Genomic DNA, 18,118 nt, shown 5'->3' on the forward strand with positions numbered 1-18,118 from the left:
CGACAAGGAGCCCCGCCCGTGACCGACAAGGACGTCGAGACCGGCGCCTGGGGCGAGCCCGAGGCACGCCCCGCGCCCGCACCGGTCACCCCCGCCGACGTGGCCGACGCCGCGCGGCTCGTCTCCTTCGGCCTGCAGCCGAAGCTGCTGCCCGCGCGCGACGCGGAGTACGCCGAGCTGCTCCGCCGCTATCGCGAGGACCCGCCGTTCGCCCGCCTCGCCGACGCCGTGGCCAGCGGTCTCGGCCTGGTCGTCCTCGAGGTGTCGCCGCGCGCGGGCATGGCGGTGACCGCAGCCGAGGACTCACTGTTCGCGGTACGCATGGGCGACTACGCGCGGCGCGCGAACTCCGACGCGGGTGACCGCTTCCTGCACGGCCTCGCCCACCTGGCCCTTGCCGCGCTCGCCTTCCCGCGCCCCGAGGACCTCGCGGACGACGGGTACATCGGACGTATCACGGTCAACGGCGTCGACGCCTTCGTACGGCAGGCCTGTCAGCGCCTGGAGGAGCGCGCCGAGGAGGCCGGCGAGAACACCGACCCCGCCTCCGACGCACCGGGCCTCGAATCCGCCTGGCGGATCTGGGCGCGGCGCAGCGCGACCGGGGCCACCAAGGACGCCCGCCGGCTGGCCGGTTCGACCACCGGCATCGTCTCCAAGGCCGCCGCGTTCCTCACCGACTCCGGGTTCCTGCAGCGCACCGGGGACGACTCCGGGGGCACGTACCGCACCACGCCGCGCTATCAGCTGCAGGTGCGCGACATGGCCGGCTCCGCCGCCATGGCCGAACTGCTCGACCTCGGGGTCGTCCCGGTGAGCGACGGCTCCGCGAGCCTGACCGTGCCTACCGCGGACGAGGACCTGGAGCTGGTGGACGGGGCGGGACTGCCCTTCCACGCCGACAGCCCCTGACCGCGGCCCCTGCCTGCCGCCCTCCCCGCAGACCACCCGCCCACCTGCCCACGCTCACGAGAGTCCGCCATGTACGAGCTGTCCCGGGTCCGCCTCTACTCCATCGGTCCCGCCGGTGCGCGCTATGCCGACACGGTCCTTGACCTGCGCGGTGTGGGCGCGCCCGTGCCCGATCCCGCGCCGCAGCAGGCGGAGTTCTTCGCGGAGGAGCCGACCGGGCCGCCGCTGCGCCCGGCACCGGCCGGTGTGCTCTTCCTGGAGAACGGCGGCGGGAAGTCCGTCCTGCTCAAGCTGATCTTCTCGGTGATGCTGCCGGGCCACCGCAACACCCTCGGCGGCGCCAGCTCCGGTGTGCTGCGCAAGTTCCTGCTCGCCGACGACTGCGGGCATGTGGCCCTGGAGTGGCAGCACACCCTGACCGGCGAGTGCGTGGTCGTCGGCAAGGTCAGCGAGTGGCGCGGCCGCCAGGTCTCCAACGACCCGCGGAAGTTCGCCGAGGCCTGGTACTCGTTCCGGCCAGGACCCGGCCTCAGCCTCGACAACCTCCCGGTCGCCGAGTCCACTGCCGTACGGCCCGTCGCCGAGGGCGCCTCGGGCGCGCAGGGGCGGCGGCGCACGATGAAGGGCTTCCGTGATGCGCTGACCGAGGCGGGCAAGGCGTATCCGCATCTCGAAGTGCACTGGGAGGAGATCCACGACCGCTGGAACGAGCATCTGGGCGATCTCGGCCTCGACCCCGAACTCTTCCGCTACCAGCGGGAGATGAACGCGGACGAGGGTGAGGCCGCCGGTCTCTTCGCGGTCAAGAAGGACTCCGACTTCACCGATCTGCTGCTGCGCGCGGTCACCGACACCCGGGACACGGACGGCCTCGCGGACCTGGTCAGCGGCTTCGGCAACAAGCTGGGGCGGCGCGCCGAACTGATCGCCGAACGCGACTTCACGGCAGGTTCCGTCGACGTCCTCGGCCGCATCACCGAAGCCACCGGGACCCGCGCCCGCGCCCGCGAGGTGCACGCGGGCGCGGAGCGCCGCACCCGTACGCTCGCCCGCCGGCTCTCCGCGCGGGCGCTGCAGGAGCGGGCCCGCGCCGCCGAGCTGGCCCAGGAGGTCACCACCGCCGCGCACGCGGTCACCGAGGCCGAGGGCAGGCGCGGCGCGAGCGCCCTGATCGCGGCCGAACTGTCGTACCGGCACGCCTCGTTGGCGCTCTCCGCCGCCGAGAAGGCCGCCGCCGCGCAGAAGCGCGAGCTGGCCGACGCCCGGACCCTGCACTCCGCGTGGCAGGCCGCCGAGGCCGTACTGCGCTCCCGCGCCGCCGCCGACCGTTCGGCCCGCGTCGCCGTCGCGATCCGCGAGGCCGAGCGCGATGCCGCGCCCGCGCTCGCCGCCCGCGCCAAGGCCGCCGCCGACCTCGTCCGCGCGCTGCACACCGCCGCGGAAGGCGCCGAACACCTCGCGAACGAGGAGGAGGAGCGCTCAGCCGGGCTCCAGGAGGCCGGCGAGGCGGCGCACCGCGCCGCGACCGTCGCCGCCACGGACGCCCAGCGCGCCCGCAGCGAGATCGGACATCTGCGGCAGCGCCTCGGCGAGGTCGAGCAGGAGACCGCCGAGGCCGTACGGGCCGGCTGGCTCGACGACTCGGCGCCCGACGCCGATCCCGCACGGGCCGCGCTCGCCGCGAGCGACGCCGAGAAGAGCGCCGTCGCCGCCTGGGACACCGCCCGCGAGGCGGCCCGCACGACCGGCGACCAGGCCAAGGAGGCCGCCTCCGCCGAGGCCCGCGCCGAACTGACCGCGGCCCGCGCGGCGGACGCGGCCCAGGCGGCGGGCAACGCGTACGAGAGCGAACTGCGCGCCGCCGGAGCGCTGGCCGCAGAGGAGCGGCTCGGCGAGCTGCTCGGGCTGCCCGCGGGGCGCGGACACGAGGCGGAGGAATCCGGCGCGGCCGGTGAGGCGCCCGGGAGCGACCGGACGGCCGACGGCGGACGAGGGGGAGTCCCCGGGCCGCGCGCCGACGGCGAGACCGGGCAGAGCGACCCCGTCGACCAGGGCCACACCACGCTGCTCTCCGCCCCAGAGCTGGACAACTACGCCGACGACCTGCGGGAACTGCTCGACACAGGGGTGGCCGCCGCCGAGCGCCAGCTGTTCGAGCTGCGCACCGCCGCGGCCGACGACTCCCGGATCCTCGGCGCGCTCGGCGACGGCGGGCTGCTGCCGCCCGGCCCCGACGTCCTGGCCACCGTCGAGTACCTCGGCGAGCACGGCATCCCGGCCCTGCCCGGCTGGCGCTACCTCGCGCAGGCCGTCGCGCCCGCCGACCACGCCCGTGTGCTCGCCGCACGGCCCGAGCTGGTCGACGGCGTGGTGATCACCGACCCGGACACGCACGCCCGCGCCCGCGAAGTCCTGGGCGCCGCGGCCCTGTTGCCGCGCTCCGCCGTCGCGGTCGGTACCGCCGCCGCACTGCTTGCTCCGCCGCCCGCCTCGCCGGGCGCGGAAGGCGTCTTCCTCGTACCGCCGAACCCGGCGATGCACGACGAGCAGGCCGCCGACGAGGAGCGGCAGACGCTGCGCGCCCGCGCCGGCTCGCGTGACGAGGAGATCAGGACCCTCGCCGCCCGCCTCGGCAAGGACCGCGAGCTGGCCGCCCGCCTCGCGTCCTGGCGCGCGGGCTGCCCCACCGGGCGGCTCGCCGAGCTGGAGACGGCCGCGGCCGCCGCCCGCACCTTCGCCGAGGAGGCGGAGGCCGAGCTGAGCGAGGCGCGCACCGCACGCGCCGAGGCCGAGGAGGCGGCGGCCGACGCCGCGCGCGTCCGCGACGAGAAACAGGACGCCGCCCAGCGCGCCCGCCGGGCCGCCGACGCACTCGCCGGACTGGCGTTCCGGCTGCGCGAGAGGGCCGGCTGGCAGGTCAAGCTGCGCGAACTCGCCGACGAGGCAGCCGAGTCGGAGACCAAGGCCCAGAGCTGCCTGGACCGGGCCCGCGCCGCCGACGAGGACCGCCGTGCCGCCCAGCGCGCCGCCGACGACGCCCGCCGCACCGCGCGTGCCCTGCGCGCCGAGCGCTCCGAGATCGCGGGCGCACCCGATGACGTCCCCCTGGACGCCGAGGCACCCAAGGCGCCGCTCGCCGCCCTGCGCGAGTCCTACCGTGCCGCGTCGCAGCTGTACGAGAAGGTCGGCGTCGGCGCCGATCTGCGCGCCGAGCAGGCCCGCGCCGAGTCCGACGAGTCCGCGGCGCTCGCCGAACTCGACCGGCTCAGCAACAAGGTCCGCACCCGCGCAGCCCAGCTCCTCGAAGGACCCGACGGCGCCGACGGGCCCTCGCGGCAGGCCGCCGCCGCCCGCGCCGAGTCCCTGGTGCAGATGCTGGAGACCCGCGCGTCCAGCGCCAGTGAGCAGCTCGGACGGCTGCGCGGAGAGGCCGAACGGCACGCGCCGGAGGACGGCGCGGCGCACACCGAACTGCCCGATGACCGCACCCCGAAGGACGCCGAGCAGGCCCAGGCGCTGCTGCGCACGGCGACCGGTGAACTGGCGGCGTGCACTGACGCGTTGACCACCGCCCGCGACCACCACGCCGAGCTCCTCGGCGCGCACCGCGCCGCCGAGGACGGAGCGGGCGGCTTCGACGAGACCGCCGCGCTGCTCCGTGACCTCCTGCGCGACCACCACACCGACGAAGACGACGCCGAACCCGAGCCCTACCCCGGCACCCTCGAAGAGGCCCGGCACGCGGCGGGCGAGACCCGCCGTTCACTGCGCGGCTGCGCCACCGACCTGTCGGCCGCGGAGGCCGCCGTACGCGAGGCGAGCGATGTCCTCGTACGGCATGCGAACGCCACGCGCTACGAGCAGGTGCGCACCCCCGCGCGCCAGCAGATCCGTGAACTGCCCGCCGCCGTACTGCCCGAGCACGCGAAGAAATGGGCCGACGCGTTCGCGCCCCGGCTGCGCGTGCTCACCGACGAACTGGCGCAGCTGGAGCGCAACCGCGACAGTATCGTCGACCGGCTGCGCGGTCTGGTCGAGTCGGCGCTCGCCACGCTCCGCTCGGCGCAGCGCCTCTCGCAGCTGCCCGAAGGGCTCGGCGAGTGGTCCGGCCAGGAGTTCCTGCGGATCCGCTTCGAGGAGCCCGACCAGGCCACGCTCACCGAGCGGCTCGGCGAGGTCGTGGACGAGGCGACGCGGGCCGCCGTCAGGAAGAACTCCGACCTGAGCAGGGACGGAATGTCCTTGCTGCTCAGGGGAGTTCAGGCGGCGCTGCAGCCGCGCGGGATCGCCGTCGAGATCCTCAAGCCGGACGCGGTGCTGCGCGCCGAGCGTGTGCCCGTCGGGCAGATGGGCGATGTCTTCTCCGGCGGCCAGCTGCTCACCGCGGCCATCGCTCTCTATTGCACGATGGCCGCGCTGCGCAGCAACGACCGGGGACGCGACAAGCACCGGCACGCCGGCACGCTGTTCCTGGACAACCCCATCGGCCGCGCCAACGCCACGTACCTCCTGGAGTTGCAGCGCGCCGTCTCCGACGCGCTGGGCGTCCAGCTCCTGTACACGACCGGCCTGTTCGACACGACCGCACTGGCCGAGTTCCCGCTGGTCATCCGGCTGCGCAACGACGCGGACCTGAGGGCGGGCCTGAAGTACATCAGCGTCGAGGAGCATCTGCGGCCCGGTCTTCCGCAGCAGGACCCGCAGGGCGAGACGGTGCACGGCGAGATCACGGCCACGCGGATGTTCAAGCGCCCGGCGGAACCGGCCACGACGACGAGCTGAACCGGACGACCTCGGGCGCGCGGGGCGTGCCGGGCGCCTCAGCCGACCAGCGAGCGCACCCACGCATGAAAGCCGCCGATGTGATGCTCGGAGGGCACCAGGACCCCGCCGTCCCGGTAGGCCCTCGAGCTCATGGCCGGCTGGGTGCGCTCACAGGCCGCGAAGTCCTGGGCGTTCACACGGTGGAAGAGTTCGACGGAAGCGCTCACGTCCGCACCCGACGCCACCACCTCGGGTGCGTACAGCCAGTCGCACTCGACGACCGTGCGGTCCACGGACAGCGGGTACATCCGGTGCAGGATCACATGGTCGGGCACGAGGTTCAGGAACACCGTGGGCCGCACGGTGACCGCGTAGTAGCGCCGGTCCTGCTCCTCCGCGAGCCCTGACAGCCGCGCGAAGCCCGCGCTGCCGTCGACCGTGAAGCCCTTCACCTCCTCGCCGAACCGCGCGCCGTGCCCGACGAAGTACTGCGCCGCGAGCCCGTCCGCGAACTCGGGCAGGACCTCGGTGAGTTCGGGGTGGATCGTGGCGCAGTGGTAGCACTCCATGAAGTTCTCGACGATCAGCTTCCAGTTGGCCGCCACGTCATAGGTGATCCGGCGGCCGAGCGTCAGCTCGTGCACCCGGTAGCGCTCGACGGCTGCCGCGTCGCCGAGCCGTTCGGTGGCGGCGCCGATCACCGAGTCCTCGAAGGACGGCGGGTCGTCGGCGAGACACACCCACGCGTAGCCCAGCCACTCACGCAGGGCCACGGGACGCAGACCGTAGGCGTCCCGCCCGACGTCCGGCATCTTCGACAGGTTCGGCGCCGCGACAAGTTTGCCGTCGAGGTCGTACGTCCAGGCGTGGTACGGGCATTGGAGGTTGCGCCGCACCTGCCCCGACTCCTCGGTGCACAGCCGGGCGCCGCGATGCCGGCACACGTTGAGGAACGCCCGCAGCGCGCCGTGCCGGTTGCGCGTGACGAGGACGGATTCCCGGCCGATGCGGACGGTCCGGTACGCACCGGGGCGCGGCAGATCGGCCGAGCGGACGGCGCACATCCACAGCGATTCGAGGACGTGCTCCTGTTCGCGCAGGAAGACCTGCGGATCGGTGTAGTAGGACCCGGGCAGGGTCGCGTGCAGGCTGGAGGCGGGCGCGGTCGTCATGGGCGGTGGTGCCTCTCACACGGGCGGCGGCGTGAACCGTCGCGGGTCGAAAAGTGAGATGGGGTGCTCGGTCGCACCCCGCAGCGCGAGATCGGCCAGGATCTCGCCGACGACGGGCACGAACTTGAAGCCGTGCCCGGAGAATCCGCAGGCCACGGTCACCGCGTCCGGATGGTCCGGGTGCCGGGCGAGCACGAAGTGCTCATCGTCCGTCGTGGAGTACATACAGGTGGCCGCGCGCAGGAACTTGCCCGGCAGCGTCGGCAGATGGCGGCGCGCCTGGGCGGCCATCGCGTCGATCTCGTGCTCGTACACCGTGCGGTCGATGGTCTCGGGCGTGCAGGGCGCGCCGTTCTTGCGGAAGAAGGCGACCTTGGCACCGCCGTCGGGGCCGTCGATCGCCGGGAAGCCGTAGATCTGGACGTCCGCCGCGTCCTCCCAGATGTAGACGGGATGCCGCCCGGGCTCGTACGGCGCGGTACCGCCCGTCGGCTGGAACCAGTACATGATCTGCCGCTCGATGGTGATCGGCAGTCCCATCCGAGCGAGGATCTGCGGCGCCCAGGCGCCCGGACAGATCACCAACTGACCGGCGGTGTAGGCACCTTGGGCGGTCTCGACGCGCACGCCGCCGCCCTCTGCCGACCAGTGCGTGACAGGCTCCTCGAAGCGCAGCTCGGCGCCCGCGCGTTCGGCCAGCCGGAGCTGCGCCGTCACCGTCGTCTCGGGCCGCAGCAGCCCCGCCCGCGCCTCGTACAGAGCGACCTCGTCGTCGCGTGGCGCGAGGGTGGGGAAACGGCGGCGGATCGCGCGGGCGTCGAGGAGCTCGTGCGGCAGATCCCAGGTCCGCGCCGACTCCAGCGACCCTGCGACCGTTCGGCAGTCGGGCCGCCCCGCCATCAGCCCGCCGCAGAGTGTGGCGATGCCGAGACCGGTGTCGCGTTCCAGCCGCTCGTAGAGCTCGTACGCGCGCAGCAGCAGCGGTACGTATTCGGCGCCCTCGAAGTACGACTGCCGGGTGATGCGTGAACCGCCGTGGCTGGAGCCCCGGTTGTGCGCCGGGCCGAACTTCTCCAGGCCGAGCACCCGGACCCCGCGCTCGGCGAGATGCCAGACGGCGGAGCTGCCCATGCCGCCGAGTCCGAGAACGATCACGTCATACGTGCGGGACACCCAGGCCTCCTCAGCGGCGGATCCGGCTCATCTCCGGGTCGAACAGCGGCTCCTCGCGGACCGTCGCGGGCACCTTCTCGCCGAAGTACTCGATCTGCACCCCGGTTCCGGCGGGCAGCGGCGGCAGCCACGCGTACGCGACACAGCGGCCCAGCGTGTAGCCGTACGACGCGCTGGTCACATAGCCCGCCACGGCGCCGTCGACCCGCACCGGCTCCTTGCCGAGGACGACGGCGGACGGGTCGTCGAGGGTGAGCGCGGTGAGCGACCGGGTGAGCGGCCGCCGCGGGTCGAGCGCCGCGCGCCCCATGAACTCCCGGTCCATCCGCACGGCGAAGCCGAGGCCCGCCTCGAACGGATCGTGCTCGCACGTCATGTCCTGACCCCAGGCCCGGTACCCCTTCTCCAGCCGCAGGCTGTTGAACGCAGAGCGCCCCGCCGCGATCACCCCGAGCCCCTGCCCGGCCTCCCACAGCGTGTCCCAGAGCCGCAGCCCCAGGTCGGCGGTGGTGTACAGCTCCCAGCCCAGCTCGCCGACATAGCTCAGCCGCAGGGCGGTGACCGGCACATGGCCGATGTACGTCTCCTTCGCGCGGAAGTAGCCGAAGGCCTCGTGCGAGAAGTCGTCGCGGGTCAGCGGCTGCACCAGCTCACGGGCGAGCGGACCCCAGACGCCGATGCAGCAGGTGCCCGCGGTGATGTCCCGCAGCGTCACACCGTCCGGCGCGTGCCGGGTCAGCCACTCCAGGTCGGCCGGGGAGTTGGCGCCGATCTGGAAGCGTTCGGGCGCGAGCCGGGCCACGGTGAGATCGGACCGTATGCCCCCTCGCTCATCGAGCAGCAGCGTGTACGTCACCGCACCCGGCCGCTTGGCGAGGTTGTTGGTCGTCATCCGCTGCAGGAATTCCAGTGAACCCGGACCCGCCACCTCAAGCCGGCGCAGCGGCGTCATGTCGTACAGCGCGACCTTCTCGCGCGTGACCCGCGCCTCGGCCGCCGCGATCGGCGACCAGTACCGCGCCGACCACGCATCACGCGGCGGCACCTCCTCGACCCATGGGGCGTTCGCCTCGTACCAGTGCGGACGCTCCCAGCCGCCGCCCTCCAGGCAGTACGCGCCGAGCTCCGACTGCCGGGCGTGAAAGGGGCTCACGCGCAGCGGCCGAGGCTGCTCCAACGGCTGCAGGGGATGCACCACGTCGTACACCTCGACGAACTGCTGCGCGCCGCGCTCGGCGATGTACGCGGGGGAGCGCTGGGCGTCCTCGAAGCGGCTCACCTCGCACTCGTGCAGGTCGAGGCCCGGATGCCCGGTGGTCATCCACTCCGCAACCGCCCGGGCCACCCCGGCCGAGTGCGTCACCCAGACCGCCTCGGCCAGCCAGAACCCGGCCAGGCGCGGACTCTCACCGAGCACCGGGAACCCGTCGGGCGTGAAGGAGAACACCCCGTTGAACCCCTCCGCGACCTCGGTCTCCCGCAGCCCCGGCATCAGCGCCCGGCAGTCCTCCCAGCTCGGCGCGAAGTCCTCGGGCGTGAAGGCCAGCGACGACGGCATGATCTCGGCGTCGTCGTACGAGGGGAGCGCGGCCGGATCCACGGGCAGCGGGCGATGGGCGTACGAGCCCACGCCGAGGCGGTCGCCGTGCGTGCGGAAGTACAGATCACGGCCCTGGTGCCGCAGGATCGGGGCGTCCGGCGGAGCCCCGCAGGGATCCGTCGTCACGTACTGGTGCGCGAGCGGCAGCAGCGGTACGTCGACACCTGCGAGCCGTCCGATGAGTGGCCCCCAGAATCCGGCGGCCGACACCACCAGATCGGCGGGGAACGTGCCGCGGTCCGTGACGACTCCCGTGACCCGGCCGTCCGCCCTGTCGATGCCGGTCACCGTGTGACGGCCGAGGAAGCGCGCACCGCGTGCGGTCGCCCTCATGATCTGGGCCGAGCAGGCGTCCACGGCGCGGGCGAGTCCGTCGTCGGGGGTGAACAGGCCGCCGCACAGGGCGGATTCGTCGAGCATCGGCCATAGCTCCGCGCACCGGGCCGGTCCGATCAGCTCGGCCCGTACGCCCCACGAGGCGGCGAGACCGGCGCGGCGGTGGAGATCGGCCCAGCGGCCGGGCGTCGTGGCCAGCTCCAGACCGCCGACCGCGTCGAACGCGCCGAGCTCGGTGAACTTCTCGACGGTGTACGAGGCGAGCGCGGTCATCGTCCTCGACGGGTTGATCCGGAAGACCAGGCCGGGCGCGTGCGAGGTGGAGCCGCCCGCGGCCGGGAGTGGGCCCTGGTCGAGAACCGTGACGTCGTGGCCGCCGCGGGCCGTGAGCTCGTCTGCGAGGGAGCAGCCGACGATGCCGGCACCGATGATGATCACTTTGCGTGGCGTGCGAAGCGTGCCGGACATGACCCTCCTCGCGTGGGAGCGGTGGGCTGTGTCGGAGCGGTGGTGCGTGACCGGGCTCTTGCGGACGTACGTGGCGCGTGGTGAGCGGCGTGCGGCTACGCGTGCGGCACGTTCGCCCGCTCGGCGCCGATCGTGGTGTCCGGGCCGTGCCCGGTATGGACGACGGTGCCGGCCGGGAGCACGAGCAGCCGCTCCCGTATCGACGACTCGATCGTCGGGCGGTGCGAGTACGAGCGGCCCGTCGCGCCGGGACCGCCGTGGAAGAGCGTGTCCCCGGTGAACACCGCGTCCAGGAACGGCACATGGAGCGAGCAGCTGCCCCAGGTGTGCCCGGGCGTGTGCACCACGCGGACCGAGACGCCCGCCACGTCGAGCACCAGTCCGTCGCCGAGGTCGCCGTCCGGCTTGCGGTCCGGGTGCACCGCCGACCACAGCTCGCGGTCGGCAGGGTGCAGCAGGACCGGTGCGCCCGTCAGACCGGCGAGTTCGGCGGCCGCGCCGATGTGGTCGTCGTGGCCGTGGGTGCAGACGATCGCGGTGACCCGGCGCCCGCCGGCCGCCGACGCCACGGCCGCGGCGTCATGCGCGGCGTCGACGATCAGGACCTCGGCGTCGTCGCCGATCAGCCAGACGTTGTTGTCGACGTCGAAGGTCTCCCCGTCGAGGCTGAACGTCCCCGACGTGACGACCCGCTCGGTGCGCACCGGACCGTTCGCGGTCATCAGAGAACCACCACCGAGCGCAGCACCTCGCCGCGGTGCATCTTCGTGAACGCCGCCTCGACCTGTTCCAGGGCGATGGTCTCGGAGACGAATCCGTTCAGATCGAGCTTCCCGGAGAGGAACTGGTCGATGAGGATGGGGAAGTCGCGCGTGGGCAGACAGTCGCCGTACCAGGACGACTTGACCGCGCCGCCGCGTGAGAACACGTCGATCAGCGGCAGTTCCAGCTTCATGTCCGGCTCGGGGACGCCCACCTGGACGACGGTCCCGGCGTGATCGCGCATGTAGAACGCCTGCCGGAAGGTTTCGGGGCGGCCGACCGCGTCGATGGCGACATCGACGCCGAAGCCGTCGGTGAGTTCACGGACCGCCTCGACGGGGTCCGTGCCCCTCGCGTTGACGGTGTGCGTGGCGCCGAAGCGGGTCGCGCCGTCCAGCTTGCGGTCGTCGAGGTCGACCGCGATCACCCGGCGGGCGCCCGCGAGCGCGGCACCGGCGACGGCCGCGCTGCCGACGCCGCCGCAGCCGATCACCGCGACGGTGTCGCCGCGCGTGACCCCGCCCGTGTTCACCGCGGCGCCGTAGCCGGCCATGATGCCGCAGCCGATCAGACCGGCCGCCTCGGGCCGCGCCGCAGGGTCGATCTTCACGGCCTGACCGGCGGCGACCAGGGTCTTCTCGGCGAAAGCACCGATGCCCAGGGCCGGGCTGAGCGGAGTGCCGTCGAGCAGCGTCATCGGTTGTGTGGCGTTGCGTGAATCGAAGCAGTACCACGGGCGGCCGCGGCGGCACGAGCGGCAACTGCCGCACGGCGCACGCCAGGCGAGCACCACGTAGTCGCCGGGGGCGAGATCGGTGACGCCGTCGCCGACCGCGTCGATGGTCCCCGCCGCCTCATGACCGAGCAGGAACGGGAACTCGTCGTTGATCGCACCCTCGCGGTAGTGCAGATCGGTGTGGCAGACCCCGCAGGCCTGCACGGACACCAGGACCTCGCCGGGCCCCGGGTCGGGCACCCTGATCGTCTGCACTTCGACCGGCGCACCGGCTTTCATGGCGACGACGGCACGGACCTCGTACGACATGACTCACCCACCTGTTGCGCTCTGCACGGAGTGTTGCGCGATGAGAGACATACTGGGAACCGCGTGAGGAAACCGTCAAGAGGGCAACGCCGACGGACGCACGGGGAGTTGGCCGGAGGGCCGCTTGCGGCGGCCGGGTCGCTGTGCCGAAGGCGCGGTGGCCGCCCGTGTCCCGGCGCCGTCTACAGCGCACACCCCATCCGCCGCGACAGCTCGTCCGCCCGGTCCACGGCGCGTCCGGCCAGCTCGCGCAGCCGTGTCTCGGTCAGCCGGTACACCGGGCCCGAGATGCTCAGCGCCCCGATGACCTTGCCGTCGTGGGCGCGGACCGGCGCCGCCACCGCGGTCAGACCGATCTCCAGCTCCTCCATCGCCAGCGCGAATCCGCGCTCCTCGATCGTCCGCAGCTCGTCGCGGAGCGCGACCGTGCCCGTCACCGTACGGTCCGTGAACCGCGGCAGCGTCCGGGCGAGCAGACCCTCGCGCAGCGTGTGCGGCTGGTGGGCGAGGAGCACCTTGCCGCTGGACGTGGCGTGCAGCGGGGTGCGGCGGCCCAGCCAGTTCTGCGCCGTGACCGAGGCCGAGCCGCGGGCCTGCATGATGTTCACGGCCGCGTCCTCGTCGAGGACCGCGATGTTGACCGTCTCGCCCAGCTCGTCCGCGAGTTCGCGGCAGAGCGGCGCGCCTTCCTGCGAGATGTCGAGCCGTACGGCCGCCGCGCCCGCCAGGCGCAGCACGCCCGCGCCGAGGAAGTACTTGCCGCGGTCCTGGGTCTGGGCGACGAGACCTCGGTTCTCCAGGACGCCGAGCAGCCGGAACGCCGTCGAGCGGTGCACGTCGAGCGCGTCCGCGATCTCCGAGACGCCCGCCTCGCCCTGCACGGCGAGGATCTCCAGGACGCTCACGGCGCGCTCCACGGACTGCACCGAACTCGCTTGCGACCGCGCCGACTTGACGGCCTTCGCCGCCTTTTCCGTACGGGTACGCCTGGCCGAATCCTCGCGCGGGTTCGCGTCCGCACCTTCGCCTGTGGGTCGGTCCCGCCTGCTGCCCATCGCTCGCTGGTCACCCCCGGGCGGCCGGTGCCGGCCGCTTCTGCGGGAAGTGCTTGACGTGACGCGCTTCCCGCGCGGATTCTGTTGCGCAGAGCGCGCTTCAACGCGCCGTGCGCAACACGATGTTACCGAAGGGTCGTACACGCGGTACCACCCGTCCACCGCACCCGTTACGCACCGAGGGGGGCTGATGATTCCCGTCTGCCACGTCGACGACCTCCCCGACGGCGACGCCGTCCGAATCGACACCGCACCACCGATCGCCGTGTTCCACAGCGACGGCGAGCTCTTCGCGCTCGACGACACCTGTACACACCAGGACGCCTCGCTGTCCGACGGCTGGATCGAGGACTGCCGCGTCGAATGCCCGCTGCACGCCGCCTCGTTCGACCTGCGGACCGGTGAGCCCACCTGTCTGCCGGCGCGCCGCCCCGTCCGTACGCACCGCGTGGTCGTGATCGACGGTGTGATCCATGTGGAACCACCGGCCGAACACGAAGGCGTGGCCTGAGCGCCGGTGAGCCCCGGGAGCCCCCCGGAACTCACGGCCTCATACGCGCAAGCCCCGCCTCACACCCGCAAGCTCGTCCTCACACCCGCACACCCGCGACATCCCCCTGCGTCTCGGGCCGTGTGGACCCGGGACGGTGCTCACCTGGCCGCGCCCGAGCCGGCTGCCGTCCGGTGCGTCGCGCCTGCTTGCGGGCCTGGCGGCGCTCCTTGCGCAGCCGGCGCGCGGTGCTGCGCGGTGTGGACACGACGCCGTTGCGCTGATTCCAGACCTGGCGCGTGACCCAGACGTCAAGGACCCCCCACGTCGACACCACGGTGCCGCCCACGCTCCCGAGGACCATCGGGAAGGCCAGGGACGATCCGGCGACGGTGCAGAAGAACGCCACCATCGTCGAGATCATCGTCAGCGACACCAGAATCACGGCCCGCACCGCAGCGGTGCGCACCGGATCGGGCAGCCGGCGCTTGCCCACCGGATCCTCGACCCACAGCTCGCGACCCGCCCGCCGACGCTCAGCCGTCCCCATCAGTACGTCACTCCCCGTTCCCCACAGCCGGACGCAACCGCTCCTCGCCGGGTCCGACTCCTCGGTGGCTGCCCGGTTTTGACCCGGTTCACTCCGCTGTGCCGCGGAGCATCGTCCTGCACGTGTGCCCCCTCGCTCTGAATTCTAGGACGAATGAGCCACCCGGAAGATTCCCGGTGAACCGCCCGGAAGACTCCCGGCGGAAACCGGGCCCGCGTTCGGCGACCGCCTCGTGACCGAGTAATTCCGGCCAAGAGCAAGTCCGTTGTGGCGAGAAGTTGACGGGTGGTGTCGGACACGGTTCGGGTGCCGATGTGGCGGTAAGGCCGGACAACTCGGTACGGCCCGCCGTGAGTCGAAGGTGAATGGGTGTCGGACACCCCTTCGAGTTGTTCGAGTGGCAGTAGTAGGCTCGCGCCGTTTCTGACGTCGCGCCTCCTGCCTGGGGGCCGTTATGGGGGAGGCCATGCGCTTTCGCGGGAAGTCCATCCGCCGGAAGATCGTGGCGTTGCTCCTGGTGCCGCTGCTGTCGCTGACCGTCGTCTGGGGATACGGCACGTACATCACGGGCCGGGAAGCGGTGCAACTCCTCGATGTGGCCACCATCGTGGACGAGATCGGCTACCCCCTGGACGACACGATCCGGGTCATCCAGGAAGAACGCCGCCAGACCCTGGTCCACCTCGCGGACCGGGGCAACGCACAGGACCGCGACAAGCTGGACGACAAGCGGTCCGTCACCGACAAGATGGTGGAGCGCATCCGCTCCGCGTCCGATGACGAGGACGTCCGTGACGTCATGGACGACGGCTCCATCCACCGGCTCGACGCGATCATCGAGGCGTTCGACACGCTCGACTCGCTGCGGCGCTCCGTCGACGACGGGCAGACGAGCCGTGCGGGCGCGCTCAGCCAGTACACGCGTCTGATCGACCCCTGCTTCAACTTCCTGATGGCCACGCACGCCATGGACAACCTGGAGATGGACCGTCAGGCCCGCTCCCTGATCGTCCTGGCCCGCGGCCGCGAACTGCTGTCCCGCGAGGACGCGGTGATGGCCGGGGCGCTGCGCGCGAACAGCTACGACAAGGACGCCTGGCACCAGGCCGCCGCACTGCTCGCGCAGCGCCAGATCCACTACGAGAGCGGTCTCGAGTCGCTGCCGGAGGAGGAGCAGGCGCGCTTCGAGCGCTTCTGGGACAGTGCCTCCGCGTCACCGCTCCTCGACGCCGAGAAGGCCGTGGTCGCCGCAGGCGACACCCGCCCGGGTCCGCGCGCCCTGAACGCACAGACCTGGGACGCCGCGGCGGGCCGGGCGCTCGACGACGTCGGCGACCTCACCAAGTCCGCGGGCGACCGCTACAAGGAGCGGGTCGAACCGGTCGCCATCGGCGTCCTCGTCAAGGCGGTCCTGGTCGGCTTCTTCGGTCTGCTCGCCCTCGTCTTCGCCGTCGTCATGTCGATCCGCATCGGCCGCGGACTCGTCCGCGACCTGACGCATCTGCGCGATGACGCCCACGACGCCGCCGGCGTGCGGCTGCCGGGCGTGCTGCGCCGCCTCGCCGCCGGCGAGGCCGTGGACGCCGCGACCGAGGCGCCGCTCCTGGAGCACGACAAGGACGAGATGGGCCAGGTCGGCCAGGCCCTCAACACCCTGCAGCGCGCGGCCGTCGACGCCGCCGTGAAGCAGGCCGCGATGCGCCGCGGCGTCTCCGAGGTGTTCGTCAACCTCGCCCGCCGCAGCCAGGTCCTGCTGCACAAGCAGCTCACCCTGCTCGACACCATGGAGCGCAGGACCGAGGACACCGAGGAACTCGAGGACCTGTTCCGCCTCGACCACCTCACGACCCGTATGCGCCGCCACGCGGAAGGCCTGGTGATCCTCTCCGGCGCCGCGCCCTCACGGCAGTGGCGCAAGCCGGTGCAGCTGATGGACGTGGTCCGCGCCGCCGTCGCCGAGGTCGAGGACTACGAGCGCATCGAGGTTCGCCGGCTGCCGCGGATCGCCGCCCAGGGCGCGGCCGTCGCCGACCTCACGCACCTGATCGCCGAACTCCTGGAGAACGCCACGGTGTTCTCGCCGCCGCACACCGCCGTGCAGGTCGTCGGCGAACGCGTGGGCAGCGGCTTCACCCTGGAGATCCACGACCGAGGTCTCGGCATGACGGCGGACGCGCTGCTCGAGGCGAACCTCCGGCTCGCCGAGACACCCGAGTTCGAACTGTCGGACACCGACCGCCTGGGCCTGTTCGTGGTCAGCCGTCTCGCCCAGCGCCAAGGCGTACGGGTATCGCTGGCCAAGTCACCGTACGGCGGCACCACCGCGGTCGTCTTCATGCCGGAGGCGCTGCTCACCGAGCCGTCGGACACCGACGGCGCGGGTCTGCGGGTCGACCTGGAGGCCATGGAGCGCGACGCCGACCGCAAGGCGCGCCTCGCCCAACTGCCGCTGCCGCCGACCCCGTTGGACGACGGGCTGCTCGACGGACCGGTGGAGCTGGAGGCCCCGCTGGGCCTGGAGGACCTGGAGAACCGTCCCTCCCGCGGCGTGCTGGGCGGCGCACTCGACCTGGACGACGAGGACAGCGAGCGCGGCGGCCTGTTCCGCCCGCGCCGCCACCTCAGCGACGCGAACGGCGTGCAGCACCAACAGGCCCGTGAGCCCGGCGGGGAAGCGGTACGGCCCGAGGGCCCCGGCCCCCGTGGCGTGGACGGTCTGGTGCCGCTGCCCCGGCGTCGTACGCCCAAGCTGGTCAGCTCGCACGGCCGCACGCTCACCGACCGGCCCGAGGCGCCGGAGTCCGCACCCTCCGACGCCGAGCAGCCCGCGTCCCGCGGCAACGGGAGCCGGTCCGCCGACAGCGACGGGAGCCGGCCCGCCGAGCCCTCGACGGCCGAGCCCGCGGACGAGCGCCGTGCGCGCGGCGTCGACACCCCGACGCAGATCCTGCCGCGCCGCGTCCGCCAGGCCAGCCTCGCACCGCAGTTGAAGACCGGCTCCACCCCGCGCACCGAGCCCGCCGCACCCGCCGCCGACCGCGACGCCGACGAGGTGCGCAGCCGGATGGCCTCCCTCCAGCGCGGCTGGCAGCGCGGCCGCGTGGAGACGGGCGAGCTGGACGAGACCCCCGTGCTTGTCCCGGACCCGGCACCCGAACGCGACGAGGCCCCCGCCTTCGTACACCTGGCGTCGCAAGCACAGGACGCACCAGACCCGGGCCGCCCGGACCGCACCGTCCCGGATCCGGCCGATCAGCACACCGCCGGGGCCGCGGCCCCGGCGGACGAACCGCCCGCGGTCGAAGACGCCGCACCCAGCACCACACCCGAGGGGAACGGCCGATGACCACACCGAGGACCGGAGCGCAGCACGCAGGCTTCCGTTCGTCCGGCGAGCTGAACTGGCTCCTTGACGATCTGGTCGACCGGGTCGCCAGCATCCACAAGGCGCTCGTGCTCTCCAGCGACGGCCTGCCGACCGGCGTCTCGCAGAACCTCACCCGCGAGGACAGCGAGCACCTCGCCGCCGTCGCCTCCGGCTTCCACAGTCTCGCCAAGGGCGTGGGCCGGCACTTCGAGGCCGGGCGGGTCCGCCAGACCGTGGTGGAGCTGGACGACGCGTTCCTGTTCGTGACCGCCGCCGGTGACGGCAGCGCGCTCGCGGTGCTGTCCGACGCGGACTCCGACGTCGGCCAGGTCGCCTACGAGATGACCCTCCTGGTGAAGCGGGTCGGCGTGCATCTGGGCACAGCGCCGCGCACCGATGCGCCCACGGGAGGGTAGTAGGAGGG

At 72.9% G+C, this 18,118-nt stretch carries 12 protein-coding genes; 5 read left to right on the forward strand and 7 right to left on the reverse strand.

Features of this window, described 5'->3' with window-relative positions; translation table 11 throughout:
* Positions 1-18 precede the first annotated feature (18 nt).
* Together ACIBI4_RS12660 and ACIBI4_RS12665 are read left to right on the forward strand one after the other, a co-directional pair.
* On the forward strand, positions 19-912 hold the full coding sequence (locus tag ACIBI4_RS12660) for a hypothetical protein (protein WP_399203726.1): 894 nt from the start codon (positions 19-21) through the stop codon (positions 910-912).
* A 69-nt stretch (positions 913-981) separates the two neighbouring features.
* Positions 982-5,694, forward strand: coding sequence for a hypothetical protein (locus ACIBI4_RS12665; protein WP_399203727.1), 4,713 nt, complete (start codon positions 982-984; stop codon positions 5,692-5,694).
* 38 nt (positions 5,695-5,732) lie between these two features.
* Here the strand turns inward: ACIBI4_RS12665 and ACIBI4_RS12670 are convergent, their stop codons facing one another.
* The 6 genes from ACIBI4_RS12670 to ACIBI4_RS12695 all read right to left on the reverse strand — a co-directional run bounded on the left by ACIBI4_RS12670 (position 5,733) and on the right by ACIBI4_RS12695 (position 13,158).
* Entirely contained in the window at positions 5,733-6,848 is a 1,116-nt protein-coding gene (locus tag ACIBI4_RS12670; RefSeq protein WP_399203728.1) for an aromatic ring-hydroxylating dioxygenase subunit alpha, read from the reverse strand.
* A gap of 15 nt (positions 6,849-6,863) precedes the next feature.
* A complete protein-coding gene (solA, locus tag ACIBI4_RS12675; protein ID WP_399203729.1) occupies positions 6,864-8,021 on the reverse strand; it encodes an N-methyl-L-tryptophan oxidase in 1,158 nt (385 codons plus the stop codon).
* Between the two features lie 10 nt (positions 8,022-8,031).
* Positions 8,032-10,425 carry an FAD-dependent oxidoreductase gene (locus ACIBI4_RS12680; protein ID WP_399203730.1) on the reverse strand — a complete coding sequence of 798 codons (2,394 nt, stop codon included), beginning with the start codon at positions 10,423-10,425 and terminating at the stop codon, positions 8,032-8,034.
* Positions 10,426-10,520: 95 nt separating this feature from the next.
* Positions 10,521-11,147 (reverse strand): MBL fold metallo-hydrolase, encoded by a 627-nt coding sequence (locus ACIBI4_RS12685; RefSeq protein ID WP_399203731.1) that lies wholly within the window; start codon positions 11,145-11,147, stop codon positions 10,521-10,523.
* Positions 11,147-12,232, reverse strand: a complete 1,086-nt coding sequence (locus ACIBI4_RS12690; protein WP_399203733.1) for an S-(hydroxymethyl)mycothiol dehydrogenase — start codon at positions 12,230-12,232, stop codon at positions 11,147-11,149. Before ACIBI4_RS12690 ends, ACIBI4_RS12685 begins: the two co-directional genes overlap by 1 nt.
* A gap of 182 nt (positions 12,233-12,414) precedes the next feature.
* Positions 12,415-13,158: an IclR family transcriptional regulator gene (locus tag ACIBI4_RS12695; RefSeq protein ID WP_399203734.1), complete on the reverse strand. Its 744-nt coding sequence runs from the start codon at positions 13,156-13,158 to the stop codon at positions 12,415-12,417.
* Between the two features lie 319 nt (positions 13,159-13,477).
* Here ACIBI4_RS12695 and ACIBI4_RS12700 point away from each other — a divergent pair, with 319 nt between their 5' ends.
* Positions 13,478-13,798, forward strand: coding sequence for a bifunctional 3-phenylpropionate/cinnamic acid dioxygenase ferredoxin subunit (locus ACIBI4_RS12700; protein ID WP_399203735.1), 321 nt, complete (start codon positions 13,478-13,480; stop codon positions 13,796-13,798).
* Between the two features lie 79 nt (positions 13,799-13,877).
* On the opposite strand, the gene ACIBI4_RS12705 is transcribed toward ACIBI4_RS12700, so the two are convergent.
* Entirely contained in the window at positions 13,878-14,327 is a 450-nt protein-coding gene (locus tag ACIBI4_RS12705; protein WP_399203736.1) for a hypothetical protein, read from the reverse strand.
* A gap of 466 nt (positions 14,328-14,793) precedes the next feature.
* On the opposite strand from ACIBI4_RS12705, the gene ACIBI4_RS12710 reads away from it, so the two are divergent.
* Positions 14,794-17,673, forward strand: coding sequence for a nitrate- and nitrite sensing domain-containing protein (locus tag ACIBI4_RS12710; RefSeq protein ID WP_399203737.1), 2,880 nt, complete (start codon positions 14,794-14,796; stop codon positions 17,671-17,673).
* On the forward strand, positions 17,670-18,110 hold the full coding sequence (locus tag ACIBI4_RS12715) for a roadblock/LC7 domain-containing protein (RefSeq protein WP_399203738.1): 441 nt from the start codon (positions 17,670-17,672) through the stop codon (positions 18,108-18,110). Before ACIBI4_RS12710 ends, ACIBI4_RS12715 begins: the two co-directional genes overlap by 4 nt.
* Positions 18,111-18,118 lie beyond the last annotated feature (8 nt).

It is taken from the genome of Streptomyces sp. NPDC050418 (assembly GCF_044458745.1).
In the GTDB taxonomy this organism is placed as follows: domain Bacteria; phylum Actinomycetota; class Actinomycetes; order Streptomycetales; family Streptomycetaceae; genus Streptomyces.

Coding starts and splice junctions, on each gene's coding strand:
- ACIBI4_RS12670 (WP_399203728.1), bottom strand. CDS start 6,848: ATGACGACCGCGCCCGCCTCCAGCCTGCACGCGACCCTGCCCGGGTCC.
- ACIBI4_RS12715 (WP_399203738.1), top strand. CDS start 17,670: ATGACCACACCGAGGACCGGAGCGCAGCACGCAGGCTTCCGTTCGTCC.
- ACIBI4_RS12705 (WP_399203736.1), bottom strand. CDS start 14,327: ATGGGGACGGCTGAGCGTCGGCGGGCGGGTCGCGAGCTGTGGGTCGAG.
- ACIBI4_RS12665 (WP_399203727.1), top strand. CDS start 982: ATGTACGAGCTGTCCCGGGTCCGCCTCTACTCCATCGGTCCCGCCGGT.
- ACIBI4_RS12710 (WP_399203737.1), top strand. CDS start 14,794: ATGCGCTTTCGCGGGAAGTCCATCCGCCGGAAGATCGTGGCGTTGCTC.
- ACIBI4_RS12700 (WP_399203735.1), top strand. CDS start 13,478: ATGATTCCCGTCTGCCACGTCGACGACCTCCCCGACGGCGACGCCGTC.
- ACIBI4_RS12685 (WP_399203731.1), bottom strand. CDS start 11,147: ATGACCGCGAACGGTCCGGTGCGCACCGAGCGGGTCGTCACGTCGGGG.
- ACIBI4_RS12680 (WP_399203730.1), bottom strand. CDS start 10,425: ATGTCCGGCACGCTTCGCACGCCACGCAAAGTGATCATCATCGGTGCC.
- ACIBI4_RS12690 (WP_399203733.1), bottom strand. CDS start 12,232: ATGTCGTACGAGGTCCGTGCCGTCGTCGCCATGAAAGCCGGTGCGCCG.